A 13,297-nucleotide genomic window follows, 5' to 3' on the forward strand; every position below is an offset into this window, starting at 1 on the left:
AGGACTTTTATATGGAAGATATGAAAGCGCTACAAAATGGATCGGATATTCGAGGGATTGCATTACCAGTTGAAGGTCATGAAGTCAATTTGACGACAGACAGGGTAGAAAAGATCGGCTGGGGACTAGCAAACTGGCTAAAGAAAAAGAAGAAATCAACTAATCCAACTAGAAAATGGACGATTGGGATTGGTCATGACAGTAGGATCAGCGGACCAGCACTAAAAGAGGCGTTGATCCAAAGTCTGAAAGAACAAGGGATACATGTCATTGATTTCGAATTGGCTACTACGCCAGCTATGTTTATGTCCACTCAATTTGAACAATTCTCATGCGACGCTGCGGTCATGCTGACTGCTAGCCATCTTCCCTATTATTACAACGGAATAAAATTTTTCACCTCAGAAGGAGGGGCAGAAAAAGAAGATATTGCTTATATCCTGTCACAGCAGCAAAAAATAAACAGTGAACAAGCAGGAAGTGTGGAAAATGCAGACCTTTTGACACCTTATGCGCAAGATTTAGTCACAAAAATCAAAAAAGGGATGGGAACACAAGATGACAAACCACTAAAAGGTTGGAAAATCATCGTGGATGCTGGAAATGGTGCTGGAGGATTTTTTGCTGAAAAAGTATTGAATAGCTTAGGCGCTGATACAACAGGATCTCAATTTTTGGAACCAGATGGTCGATTTCCTAATCACATCCCCAACCCTGATAACAAAGAAGCGATGGAAAGTATCAAGCAGGCTGTTTTAGCAAATGAAGCAGATCTTGGAATCATTTTTGACACAGATGTGGATCGTTCAGCTGTGGTCAGTGCTTCTGGAACAGTCATCAATCGAAATAATTTGATCGCAGTATTAAGTACGATCGTATTAAAAGAGCATCCAGGGACAAGGATCGTAACGAATTCGCCTACTTCTTCTCATCTACAAAAATTCATTGAAGAAAAAGGAGGTACCCAAATTCGTTATATTTCCGGCTATCGAAATGTAATCAATAAAGCATTAGAACTTAATCGTCTTGGGAAAGATACACAGCTAGCCATCGAAACAAGCGGTCACGCTGCATTCAAGGAAAATTATTTTCTGGATGATGGTGCATACGTCATCGCGAAGATCCTGATGCTTTTGCCAGAATTAAAAAGAAAAGGTATCACATTGGATGAACAAATCAAAGAGTTGAAACAGCCTGTAGAAGTACAAGAAATCCGACTAAAATTGTTCAGTGATGAACCACGCGAACAAGGAAACAAGATATTAGAAGAAATGAAGCGACTGTTGGAAGAAGAAAAAGGGATGAACTTCGACCCGGCAAATGAAGAAGGTATTCGATATAATCTGCAAGAACCTTATGGAAGCGGTTGGTTTTTGGTTCGCTTAAGCTTACATGAGCCGTTGTTAGTATTGCAGATAGAAAATGACGAGAGCGGAAAGAACCAGCTAGTGTTAGAAAAACTAGCAAACTTATTCGGACATTTTTCTGATCTTGAATCATTATCAGCAGAATAAACCAATCTTCTTGAAAGGTAGTTGCTTGGACAACAAAAAAAGTGGTAAGGTTAAACCGAGTGCTGGTAGGGTGGCCAGCAAAAGGAGGAAAAAAATGGTAACGAATATGGTTATTTTTTTAACAGTATTGGTCTATGGGGTCAACTTTCTGGTATATATGTATCTCAAAATCAATCATATAAAAGATTATTTAGAAAAGATTGCTATTTATTTTGGAACGAATATGACCCTGTTGTTCACGAGTGGCATCTTTTTGTTTTTTGGAAAAATAGTAGAAGACGGTATTCTGGTATTTGAATAAGCAGAATTTTTGTAGAAAGCGCCTTACTTGTCATACACTATAATTATAGCAAGTAGCAAATGGTCAATCGAAAGGAGCAGTACAATGAAAAAAGCATACGAAACAGCAATGATCAACCATGGCGGGCGCAATGGAGAGGTCGAGGCACCCAATGGCTCGATGCATATGAAAATCACTCCTCCGGGAATCCATGCAGAAGGAACAAATCCAGAACAATTATTTGCAGCAGGTTATGCTTCTTGTTTCAATGGGGCGGTACAACATATGATCAAAGAAGCAGGAATGACAGCAGAGTCCACAGTAAAAGCACGTGTCTCTCTTTATAATTTAGATGATGGCGGCTATCAGATCGGTGTAGTATTAGAAGTGCATATCGATGGCATCAGCGAAGAAGAAGCCCAAAAAATTGCAGAAGATGCGCATGAATTCTGCCCTTACTCCAAAGCAACTAGAGGAAATATCGATGTAGAAGTAACGATTGTTTAGAAGAATAAAGGAAATCGAACCAGACTAAAAACGTGAAAGGACCGCTTTTTGTCTGGTTTTTTTGACAAACAAAGCAGATGATTTGGAAAATAGACGATTATCGGTTATCATATTTTTGTACCAATCGGTAGGTAAAAAAGAAGCGAGGGAAAAAGGATGGAAAAATATCAAAATATTGTGATCGGTTTTGGAAAGGGCGGTAAGACTTTAGCGAAGGCGTTAGCTTCAAAAGGCGAATCGGTTTTAGTCGTTGAAAAGTCAACACGTATGTATGGCGGAACATGTATCAACATCGGCTGTATTCCTTCTAAATCATTGATATTCAATGGAGAAAGAGGAATCGATTTTACAGAGGCTGTTGCTCGGAAAGAAAAATTGACGGGCATGCTTCGCGCCAAAAATTATCATATGATCAGCGATGAGGCGACTGGGACAGTGATGGACGGTACCGCACGTTTTCTTTCTAACCATCAAATCGAAGTGACGAATAATGGTGAAAAAGTAATTGTTGAAGGCGAACGGATTTTCATCAATACTGGTTCTGAACCAATCATTTTACCAATCAAAGGATTGAATACAAGTCGCTACTTGATTGATTCTACGCAAGCAATGGATCAGGAACAATTACCGGAAAAATTAGTGATCATTGGGGCTGGATATATTGGTCTGGAATTTGCATCAATGTTCAATGAATACGGATCTAAAGTTATCGTTCTTGATGCCCATCCTGAATTTCTTCCTCGTGAAGATGAAGACATCGCACAAATGATTTTAGAAGATTTGACGAATGCAGGGATCGAGTTCCACTTAGGTGTGACTGTCGATGAAGTAGCAGACCAAGAATCAACAGCTGCCGTTACCTTTACAGAAGATGGTCAAAAAGTAACGATTGAAGCATCTAAAGTTTTAGCAGCAACTGGCCGAAAAGCTAATACAGCTTCTCTTGGATTAGAAAATACAGATGTTAAACTGACCGATCGCGGAGCAATCGCTGTAGATGAATACCTTCGTACAGATGCGGAAAACATTTGGGCGATTGGAGACGTCAAAGGCGGACTGCAGTTCACTTATATCTCTCTAGATGATTATCGAATTATCATGGATCAGTTGAAAGGCGAGAATACACGAACAACGAATAACCGGAAAGCTGTGTCTTACAGTGTATTTATCACTCCAACTTTATCCAATGTAGGATTAACAGAAAAACAAGCCAAAGCTCAAGGCGTCAATTACAAATTATTCAAGTATATGACAAGCGGTGTTCCTAAAGCACAAGTATTAGAAGATCCTAAAGGGGTATTCAAAGTTTTAGTTGATCCTGAAACTGACTTGATTCTAGGTGCAAGTATTTATGCGGAAGATTCTCATGAAGTCATCAACTTGATTTCGCTAGCTATGAATGGAAAACTTCCTTATACGTTATTGAGAGATCAAATCTATTCTCATCCAACAATGAGTGAAGCTCTAAATGATGTATTAAAATAAATAACGAATGGAGAATTTATCATGTTCAACAACAAAAATACAGCAGTAGTTCTAACTGACCCGCAAGTCGAGTTCTTGAAACCAGCAGGCGGTGGCTTTGGTTTGACAAAAGATATCTTAGAAAAATACAATACGATCGAAAATATGATTGAAATGGTGAAACAATCAAAAGAAAAAGGATACAAACTCTTTATTTCTCCTCATTATTTTTATCCACATGACCATAAATGGCAATTTGGCGGTGCAGGAGAACATATGATGCTTGAGCAGCAGATGTTTGCTAGAAAAAGTCAATATGAACCAGTGGAAGAAGGTTCAGGAGCCGATTTTATCGAAGAATTGAAACCATATTTGGATGAAAATACGATTATCAGCTCTCCTCATAAAATCTTTGGACCAGAAAGCAACGACTTAGCGCTTCAATTGAGAAAAAATGGAATCGACACAGTAATTCTTGGTGGAATGAATGGAAACTTGTGTAGCGATTCCCATATGCGTGAATTGGTAGAGAGTGGATTCAATGTTGTGGTAGCGACAGATGCAATTGGTGCTCCTGGCCAAGAAGCAATGGATGCAGCGTTGACGAATTTTGGTTTTATTGCAGATCAAGTGATGACAACAGAGGAAGTATTAGAGCAACTATCATAAGATAGGAACTGCTTTTGTCCTCGCAGTTCTTGAATCAATGAACATCTAGCTACAAGAGAACAGTTTTATAGTGAGGGCTGTGTCAGATAATTTGGCACAGTCTTTTTTTAAACGATTAGGAAGATAAAATGATGAATTTATTGTATAATATAGGACTATGAGAGATGAAAAAGGAGAATATCATTGAAAACAAAGGAAAAGATCTTGGAAGCGACCAAAGATCTTATTTATAAAAAAGGCTATCATGAAACGTCAATCCGGGATATTCTAGCAGCTTCTGATACGGGGAAAGGGCAATTTTATTATTACTTTTCTTCAAAAAAAGAAGTTTGTCTAGCGGTGATCCATGCGCATATGGACGTGTGGCAGACAGAGTTGTTTGAAGACATCTTAAATGCTGGAAAACAGCCAGAAGAAGCACTAGAAGAAATGTTGGATTGGATTTTCGCTGATCATGAGGCACAAATCACTTATCATGGCTGTCCTGTGGGGAATTTAATTATTGAGTTGAGTACAGTGGATGAAGAATTCCGTCTATTGCTACTAGAATTAGTCAATCAATGGGTCAAGTATACGAAACAAAATATCTTGGCACTTTCTGAAGAAAAACTGTCCGATGCAGAGGCAGACCGTCAAGCCAAAGCGTTGATTGCTGAAATCCAGGGTGGTATCTTATTGTTGAAAGTCACACAAGATCTATCACTACTTAGACAGAATTTCCAATTGATCAAAGAAAGATTGTTAACTTCGCAAAAGGTTCTTTAATAATTAGAGGTTGTGAAAAAGTCGCTTAGTTTCGAGTATGAAGAAAAATTTTGTGAAAATGGCTTTCTACATTTTTGCATAAATTTGGCTTAATACCGAGAAACTGGCTTTTGAACACCGTTTACCCAGAGGTCGTGAACCTGCCGTTTCACTCTGAGTCACAAGGAGCAATTTCAAAACACAGCTTCTCATGTTTGTTGAATATTGTGACTTGTGACCGAGGAGTTGGCATGAGAAAAACGTTTACTGGAGAGTTTGTCACAACTTTTTTAATTCTCTATTCATTGAAAGCGTTTTGTTGGTATGAACTTCTTGTTGCAGTGTATGATAGATAAAAAGAGGGGGAGATATTAGGATGTGTGGTCGTTATTTTTTTGATCTAGAGTCGGAGCTCCTTCAGAACTATTATCGAGAAGCCCAGAAGAAACAACCGGAACAGGCAGCAAAATTAGCAGCTGGAGAAATTTTTCCGTCAAATCTTGTTGTGACATTAAGAAAAAAGGAAGAAAACAATCTCACTCCGGAAATCATGAAGTGGGGATTTACCGGATTTAAAAAAGGACAATTGATGATCAATGCCCGGGCAGAGACAGTAGAAGAAAAAAAGACCTTTCATCAACCATTTTTGCAAAATCGTTGTGTTTTTCCAATGAGCGGCTTTTATGAGTGGAATGAAGAAAAAGACAAATTTATGTTTTCAAATAAGGAAAAAATAGTGTATATTGGCGGCTTTTATCGTAGCCATCACGATGAAAAAACGGCAGAATCAATCATAATGACTACTGAACCTAATCGCACAGTCGCACCAATCCATGACCGAATGCCTCTTGTCTTGACTGAAGAACAAATCGAACCTTGGGTAACAGATATTTCTTTTGCGCGAAAAATCATTACTCAGCAGATGCCTGAATTAGTAATGGAGAAGGTATAACAGATTCGATTTTTTAAAGAAAGATCGGCAAAAAACAAAAAAGACTTCAGCACAGATCCCAAAAACAAAGAGAACAGAAGAAATGCTCATAAGCTGCATATACTGCATCTATAGAGTCACAGTCGACCTTTCTAAGGTATAGCTTCTATTTGTTTTTTACTCGTGCTGCGAGTCTTTTTTTGTTTATACCTAACGATGTTTATCATTACGACTCTTTGAATTCTTGGAATCTAAAATTTAAACTTAACGACTGGTTGGCAGTTGTATATTCTCTGAATTTATAGATAAGAGGTTGCCATTTATCCACATTGATATGAGTTGGATCATGTAAAATCCCTTCTTCTACAAAAATAGCTACGATCTCACACTCTACAATAGCAAAGTCTTCTCTAGTTGAAATTCGTTGAACCAACGTTTCTATTTGAATCGGGCATTCTTTGATCCGAACAGTTGCAACTTCTTCACCTGTTAGTTTCGTGAACTTTCCCAATTGAAATTTGTCAGAGCAAAAGGAATAGCCAGCTTTTTGTTTATAATCGGGCATGATAGGATGGCCTGTCGTCTTTGCGATTTTCTCGATTTTTTCCCAAAGTGTTTGATCTGCAAGATTGAAGGTAGCGGCATGTCCCACTTTTAAATTTGTATACCCTTTACTGTGCATACTGATTCCAATGACAATCGTTTTGCCAAGTGTCCAAGTGGAGCTGATTGGCGTGAGGTTGTCATTACCAGTCATTTCATCCTTAGTCGTCATCAGCACGACGGGAAATCCGTAATAGAAACTTTCTTTTTCCATTTTTTTAAACATAATCCTCACCTCTGAATATAGTATACTAAGCTTATTCCTCGATGCTCATCGATGTGTGAAAGGAGAGAAAAAAATGGCTGGATTTCCTGATCTTCAGCAAACGACTAAACTCTTAGCAGATCATTCGCGACTTGAGATCCTTACTTTATTGATGGATGGAAGGTTCCATACCGTGCATGAACTAGCAAAGAAAGCAAAAATAAAAGATCATACAGCATCTTATCATATAAAAAAACTTCATTCTCTTGATTGGGTGATGTCTTATAGACAGGGAAGAAATGTCTATTATCGATTATCATCTCTGAAAATCGCTGATTTGTTAGAAAATCTTATGGTAGTTAGTCCGGTTAAACCGATCAAATCATTTAATGAAAACAAAGAATATAGTGAATTAAAAGCAGGAATATCTTGTTATCGGCATTTAGCCGGTGTGATAGGTGTAGTTTTTTTCAACTTTCTCCATCACAACAACTATCTTGTGATGGAAAACCATCATGTGGAACTTACAGAAGAAGGCGTTTGTTATTTCAAAGACTTAGGAATAGATATTGACGCACTGAAAAAACAATCTGGAGCACTTGTGAAGCCTTGCTTAGATTGGACAGAACGAACATTTCATTTAGGAGGAAATCTCGGGAACGCGTTTTTCCGATGGTGTAAAGAGAAAGAATATATCACATTGAATCCAGAAAACAGAGGTGTTCGCTTAACTGCTGAAGGGAATTTATTTTTCCAAAAATTTGAATCGAGCCAATAGGAAAGTCGTTTCTAATACAATAAAAAGGTTGTGACAAAAATCTTGTCACAACCTTTTTCCTACGTATGTTTTTTATTTCTTGAATGGAGGTGTCCCATACATTTTTGGTGTTACTGGTTCTAATTTTGGTGCAGCGCCTTCGATCTTAGGTTCTTTCAACCATTGATATTCGCCTTCGCCGTCCAATGCTTTGCCGCTAGCCCAAGAACCTTCACTACTTTGGTCTCCCTCTGAGAAGTTATAGAAGTCATAAGCAATGTCTTTTCGTTCTTTGTCACGTGGGAAAGTACTTGGGACTAAGATTGAACCTTCTTTTTCTTCTAATTCTTTCACTGCACATTCCCATAGGTTTTGATGATAGCTATCTCTTGCAAGGAGAACAGACAGCATATCTTTTACGCCACGATCATCGATCATTTCGTAAATACGTGCTACTTGAAGTCTTCCTTGTGATTCGGCATTTAAATTAGCTCTAAAATCTGCTAACAAGTTGCCACTCGCAATGATATAGGCACCGCTCCATGGATTGCCCACGCTGTCAGCAGGACGAGGTCCTAAGCCAGCTACGATCGCGTGCTGTGGATTCATTCCAGAGATAATGGCACCGATTGTTGGATCTTTTTGCATCGCTGCTTCTTGATCTTCAACAGGCGCACCCTCTAATAAACGAGCAACCATTGTCGCCAACATTTCTACGTGGCCGATTTCTTCTGTTGCAATGTCCATCAGCATATCTTTATATTTTTCTTCTCCTCGGCAGCTCCAACCTTGGAACAGGTACTGCATAGCTACACTCATCTCGCCATATTGGCCGCCGATCAGCTCCTGCAGATATTTCGCGATTAATGGATTCGGACGATCTGGTTTTGCCTCAAACTGCAATTCTTTCTGGTGTCTAAACATCAAAATTCCTCCTAATCTTTTTTTAATACATTCTCATTCTGCTACGAAAGATTAAAAAATTCAAAGAAAGCGCTCGCGAATTATATAAAGTGTTGGTATCATTAATAATTTTTCGATAATCACACCTTATAAATTGTTATTTTCAGAACAAAATGATATCGTTATATTAAAATCGACATCGGTTACATTAAAATTTGGAGGTAAAATATGAAAAAATTATTGTTTACAGGATTGTTGGCAAGTTCAGCATTGTTTTTATTAGGAGGATGCGGATCAAGTAATACAAGCGATGCCAGCTCAAGTGCAGCAAATTCTTCTGAAAAAACAAGTGATGGAAGAAAAAATATTGATTTCTGGTCCTTTTGGGGGTCGGGCGCACGAAAAGAAGCCATCGAAGAAATCATTGAGGATTTCAACCAATCACAAGACGAGATCCATGTAAATTATAAGTATCAGCCATGGGGGGATATTTGGACCAAATCTTTATCTGCAATAACGGCTGGAAATGCACCTGATGTTATTGTACAGGACATAAATTCCGTTGCGCAAAGAGCAGAAGCACAGCAAGCAACCAATCTCTCCGAGTATGTAGATAAAGATACTTCTAAGGATTTTTATCCCCAGCTTTGGGACACAGTAGAATATAAAGGTGATCCTTATGCCATCCCATTTAATACAGATACACAAGTCATTTTTTATAATAAAAAGTTATTTAAAGAAGCTGGGATCAGCGAACAAGATCTACCGACAACTTGGGATGAATTAGAAGAAACAGCACGTAAACTAGATAAAAAAGAAGGAAAAGAGTTTACGCGTATCGGTTTTTATCCATTATGGAATTTAGGTGCTGATGTATGGGCATTAAACGCAGACAACGGGACTAGTTGGTTTGATAAGGACGAAAAGGTCAAGATTGATACTAAAAACAAAGTGGAAGCCTTAGAATGGATTCAAGACTGGCAAGATTATTATGGAAAAAATACAATCAACAAATTAGAAGCAGAATTTGGTTCTGGTGTGTCTGATCCGTTTATTTCTGGATTAGTAGCTATGCGCGCCCAAAACATCAATTATTACTCTAGCTTGATGGAAAACGCACCGGATGATTTTGATTTTGGCGTGATGCAGCTTCCAGAAAAAGAGGAAGGTTCAGGTCATTGGTCATGGGGTGGCGGATTCGTCTTGGAAGTACCATACGGAGCAAAAGATCCTGAAGCCTCTTATGAATTCATCAAATATCTTTCTTCTCCAGAAGTACAAGAAAAATTCGGCGAAAAAAGTTTTGATATCATGGCAAGTAAAACAGCCAACGAGAATTTAGTGAATAATGACAACCTAACGGACAAAGGGAAAATGATCTATCAAATGGCGGACGAAAACTTTAAAAATACAGTGATCACACCAGTTCCTTTAGATGCACCTGATTATACGACATTAGTGAATGAACAGATCGACCAGATTCTTTTAGGAACAAAATCAGCAAAAGAAGGATTGGCAGATGCACAAAAAGCAGTAGAGAACTTAGTCAAGCAAAATCAATAATCCGTTTTTGACTGTCTAGGTACAGAGGAGGCAAGAAAATTTGAAGCGTTTATCTATCCGAAAGAAAAAAGAAGCAAGATGGGCCTATTTATTTATCTCGCCTTTTATTATCGGTTTTTTAATCTTTATGCTAGGGCCTATGCTTTTTTCAGTTATTGGTAGTTTCACCGATTATAATTTGACATCCAAGATGAATTTCATTGGTCTAGCAAATTTCAAAAGAATGTTCGTTCATGATGATTTATTTTGGAAATCGTTATACAACACCGTTTATTTCGTCATCTTCAATGTACCGCTGACGACGATTTTCAGTGTGTTTTTAGCCACAGTACTCAATCAAAAAATCAAAGGAATCAGTGTATTCCGTACAGTTTTCTATTTACCGGCAGTCTTATCAGGAGTAGCAGTCTACATCTTATGGATGCAGCTGCTTTCTCCATCTGCAGGATTGATCAACACATTTCTGGGCTGGTTCCATATCCCTGGACCAGCTTGGTTGTTTGATCCACAATGGACGAAACCTGCGTTGATTTTGATGAAAATATGGAGCTCTGGAGGAGCAATGCTACTTTACTTAGCTACATTACAAAATGTTCCTAGATCTTTATATGAATCAGCAGAAATCGATGGAGCAGGCGTTTGGGGAAAGTTCAAAAGTATTACTTTGCCATTAATCACTCCTATTATTTTTTACGATGTGATCACCTCTACGATCGGTTCTTTCCAAATTTTTCAAGAAGCTTATGTCATGACGAAAAATGGAACAGGTGGACCTGCAAATTCCTTGCTTTTTTATAATCTGCATATGTGGAACAAGGCGTTCGTCGCTTTTGATATGGGATATGCGATGGCTATGTCGATGATCCTATTTCTGATCGTTTTGGTTCTGACCTTCGTCAATTTGAAGCTTGCACCTAAATGGGTCTATTATTCTGGAGGTGACGGCAAATGATGGATTATTTTAAAAAAACCAGTGTGAATCGGCAATCAAAAAAGATGCTAAGCTATGTGCTTATGACGGTAATAGGAATTATTTTGCTCATTCCATTGCTTTGGATGGTATTTACTTCATTGAAACCGATGGAAGAAATCGTTCGTTATCCTCCGACCTTTTTCCCAGAAAAAATCGTATGGGAAAACTATCTGGATACGATTGCCGCATTTCCTTTTTGGCGCTATGCAAGAAATACGTTATTCATCACTGTGCTAGTAGTGATCGGTAATGTCCTTTCGAATTCTTTTATTGCTTATGGATTTGCGAAGCTTGATTTTCCTGGGAAAAAGCTGATGTTTGCTTTGGTTCTTTCTACGATGATGATCCCGGGGTTTGTAACGATGATTCCTCAATATGTATTATTCTCCAAGATCGGCTGGGTAGGTACTTATTTGCCCCTGATCGTTCCATCGTTCTTCGGCAATGCGTTCAATATATTTCTGATGCGTCAATTTTACTTATCGATCAATAATGAATTGATCGAAGCTGCTGAAATCGACGGAGCGAATCATTTGTATATTTGGAGTCATTTGATGCTTCCATTGACGAAACCTGCTTTGATCACGATTGCAATCAATTCCTTCAACGCGGCTTGGAATGATTTCTTAGGTCCTCTGTTATATATCCAAGATCAAGAAAAATACACGTTGCAGATTGGCTTGCAAGTTTTTCAGAACCAAGCGACGACACAATGGAATTATCTGATGGCAGGAGCAACACTTGTCTTGATCCCGACGATCTTGCTGTTCTTTTTTGCACAACGTTATTTCATTGAAGGAATGGATTTGACAGGAGGATCAAAAGGATGATGAATCGGTCGATTGGTAAAAGAGCCAATGATTATTTTTTAGAAATCATTGAATGGATTCCGCGTCTTATCCAGTTACAGCTACTGTGGTTCCTGTGCGTCTTGCCTGTTCTCACATTAGGAACAGCAAGTCGAACAGTTCTCTATATGATTTATTATTACAAAAAAAATGAAGAGAAAAAGCTCAGTTCATTATACTGGAAGAAGTTTCGTGAGAATCTTTCTCTTTACGGAAAGCAAGATAGTTTAGCAAGTAGTTATTTTCTTCTTTTATTCATCGATTATCGGATTTTCCATTATTTGGGTGGGAGAATTGGCTATACATTGATGTATACTACGTTGTTTTTGCTTCTATTAAGTGCTGTTCTTTTTAGTTACAAAATCTTGCTTCAACTGGAAAATCAAAAAGAAGTCTCTTGGATTGCAGCATTTTTCTTGTTTTTTAATGATTTTAAAAGTGCACTTTTCTATTTAGCAGGCACGTCGATACTTCTGATTGCATTATGGTTTGCAGGACCAGTCTACCTTGCTTTATTAGGTTTCAGCTTCTTGTTTTATTTTCAAGTCCTGCTTTTTATCCATCGTACGCAAGAAAAGGGTCTTAAAAAGGAGGAATAACATGCTGCGTTTGATTGCTAAAATCGATGATAGTATTATCAATAAGTTCGCTAAGCAACGAGAAACGGACAATCGGAAAATCAATTTCTTGAAATTTATCAGTAATATCTCTAATGGCGGTTTTATTTGGCTGCTCCTTGCTACGGTTTTAGTTTTAGTACCTGATACAAGAGAATATGGTCTAGCTATTCTTGTAGGCAGTCTAATCTATTTTTTTGTTGGTCTACTTCTCATTAAAAAAACGACAAAACGGAAAAGACCTTATGAAAAAAATCGTCGGCTTGTCCTTTACACAAGTAAACCGAAGACTTCTTCTTTTCCTTCAGGGCATACGGCACTTGCTTTTTTATCTGTAGCAGCGTTGTTCGAGTTAAGTCGTATTGCAGGAATACTAGCTTTTCTGTTTGCTTGTTTGATCGCTTATTCAAGAATTTTTTTACTTTTACATTATCCTACTGATGTTTTAGGAGGAGCTATTTTAGGAAGTGTTATCGGTATCTTGTGTGCTGCCGTTATCTGAATCAATTGCATGAATAAAGCATGAGTGCGTAAATACGCATTCGTGCTTTATTTTTTTGTTTTTCAGGGAAACAGTCGGAAATTATTTACCTGTCTTAATAACTTAAGTTCTGTTAAATGAGAGTGTTATAAAATTTTATAATCTAATTTTAATAATAATCGTTGTATAATTGGTGTTTTTTAACTAAAATGGATATTGTTTGATTTAAAGTTAAAAT

Annotated in this window: 15 protein-coding genes; 13 read left to right on the top strand and 2 right to left on the bottom strand. The window is 37.9% G+C overall.

Annotated features, from left to right (window positions below; genetic code table 11):
• Positions 1 to 11: 11 nt before the first annotated feature.
• From KFO35_RS04615 to KFO35_RS04645, 7 genes are all read left to right on the top strand, one after another.
• Positions 12 to 1,514 carry a phosphohexomutase domain-containing protein gene (locus tag KFO35_RS04615; protein ID WP_002314522.1) on the top strand — a complete coding sequence of 501 codons (1,503 nt, stop codon included), beginning with the start codon at positions 12 to 14 and terminating at the stop codon, positions 1,512 to 1,514.
• Positions 1,515 to 1,608: 94 nt separating this feature from the next.
• Entirely contained in the window at positions 1,609 to 1,815 is a 207-nt protein-coding gene (locus KFO35_RS04620; RefSeq protein WP_002308156.1) for a hypothetical protein, read from the top strand.
• 84 nt (positions 1,816 to 1,899) lie between these two features.
• The gene (locus KFO35_RS04625) at positions 1,900 to 2,301 is read left to right on the top strand and encodes an organic hydroperoxide resistance protein (protein WP_002286825.1); all 402 of its coding nucleotides are present in this window, start codon (positions 1,900 to 1,902) and stop codon (positions 2,299 to 2,301) included.
• 156 nt (positions 2,302 to 2,457) lie between these two features.
• Positions 2,458 to 3,786, top strand: a complete 1,329-nt coding sequence (locus KFO35_RS04630; protein ID WP_002314523.1) for an FAD-dependent oxidoreductase — start codon at positions 2,458 to 2,460, stop codon at positions 3,784 to 3,786.
• 21 nt (positions 3,787 to 3,807) lie between these two features.
• Positions 3,808 to 4,434 (top strand): cysteine hydrolase family protein, encoded by a 627-nt coding sequence (locus KFO35_RS04635; protein WP_002314524.1) that lies wholly within the window; start codon positions 3,808 to 3,810, stop codon positions 4,432 to 4,434.
• A 183-nt stretch (positions 4,435 to 4,617) separates the two neighbouring features.
• Positions 4,618 to 5,199: a TetR/AcrR family transcriptional regulator gene (locus KFO35_RS04640; protein WP_156272211.1), complete on the top strand. Its 582-nt coding sequence runs from the start codon at positions 4,618 to 4,620 to the stop codon at positions 5,197 to 5,199.
• A 355-nt stretch (positions 5,200 to 5,554) separates the two neighbouring features.
• Positions 5,555 to 6,130, top strand: a complete 576-nt coding sequence (locus KFO35_RS04645) for an SOS response-associated peptidase (protein ID WP_002314527.1) — start codon at positions 5,555 to 5,557, stop codon at positions 6,128 to 6,130.
• 205 nt (positions 6,131 to 6,335) lie between these two features.
• On the opposite strand, the gene KFO35_RS04650 is transcribed toward KFO35_RS04645, so the two are convergent.
• Positions 6,336 to 6,938, bottom strand: coding sequence for a flavin reductase family protein (locus tag KFO35_RS04650; RefSeq protein WP_033704968.1), 603 nt, complete (start codon positions 6,936 to 6,938; stop codon positions 6,336 to 6,338).
• Between the two features lie 73 nt (positions 6,939 to 7,011).
• Here KFO35_RS04650 and KFO35_RS04655 point away from each other — a divergent pair, with 73 nt between their 5' ends.
• The gene (locus KFO35_RS04655; protein ID WP_002314529.1) at positions 7,012 to 7,695 is read left to right on the top strand and encodes an ArsR/SmtB family transcription factor; all 684 of its coding nucleotides are present in this window, start codon (positions 7,012 to 7,014) and stop codon (positions 7,693 to 7,695) included.
• A gap of 72 nt (positions 7,696 to 7,767) precedes the next feature.
• Here the strand turns inward: KFO35_RS04655 and KFO35_RS04660 are convergent, their stop codons facing one another.
• A complete protein-coding gene (locus tag KFO35_RS04660; protein WP_002286789.1) occupies positions 7,768 to 8,598 on the bottom strand; it encodes a manganese catalase in 831 nt (276 codons plus the stop codon).
• Between the two features lie 207 nt (positions 8,599 to 8,805).
• Here KFO35_RS04660 and KFO35_RS04665 point away from each other — a divergent pair, with 207 nt between their 5' ends.
• Genes KFO35_RS04665 through KFO35_RS04685 form a run of 5 tightly spaced genes read left to right on the top strand, consistent with a single transcriptional unit; the run spans position 8,806 to position 13,080 of the window.
• A complete protein-coding gene (locus KFO35_RS04665) occupies positions 8,806 to 10,140 on the top strand; it encodes an ABC transporter substrate-binding protein (RefSeq protein WP_002342901.1) in 1,335 nt (444 codons plus the stop codon).
• 40 nt (positions 10,141 to 10,180) lie between these two features.
• Entirely contained in the window at positions 10,181 to 11,092 is a 912-nt protein-coding gene (locus KFO35_RS04670; protein WP_002291248.1) for a carbohydrate ABC transporter permease, read from the top strand.
• Entirely contained in the window at positions 11,089 to 11,943 is an 855-nt protein-coding gene (locus tag KFO35_RS04675) for a carbohydrate ABC transporter permease (protein ID WP_002308183.1), read from the top strand. The genes KFO35_RS04670 and KFO35_RS04675 overlap by 4 nt, the downstream gene beginning before the upstream one ends.
• On the top strand, positions 11,940 to 12,560 hold the full coding sequence (locus KFO35_RS04680; RefSeq protein WP_070703790.1) for a YesL family protein: 621 nt from the start codon (positions 11,940 to 11,942) through the stop codon (positions 12,558 to 12,560). The genes KFO35_RS04675 and KFO35_RS04680 overlap by 4 nt, the downstream gene beginning before the upstream one ends.
• Position 12,561: 1 nt before the next feature.
• Complete coding sequence (locus KFO35_RS04685; protein ID WP_002314531.1) at positions 12,562 to 13,080, top strand: phosphatase PAP2 family protein; 519 nt, start codon at positions 12,562 to 12,564, stop codon at positions 13,078 to 13,080.
• Positions 13,081 to 13,297: the final 217 nt, after the last annotated feature.

The sequence above is a fragment of the Enterococcus lactis genome, assembly GCF_015751045.1.
GTDB lineage: Bacteria > Bacillota > Bacilli > Lactobacillales > Enterococcaceae > Enterococcus_B > Enterococcus_B lactis.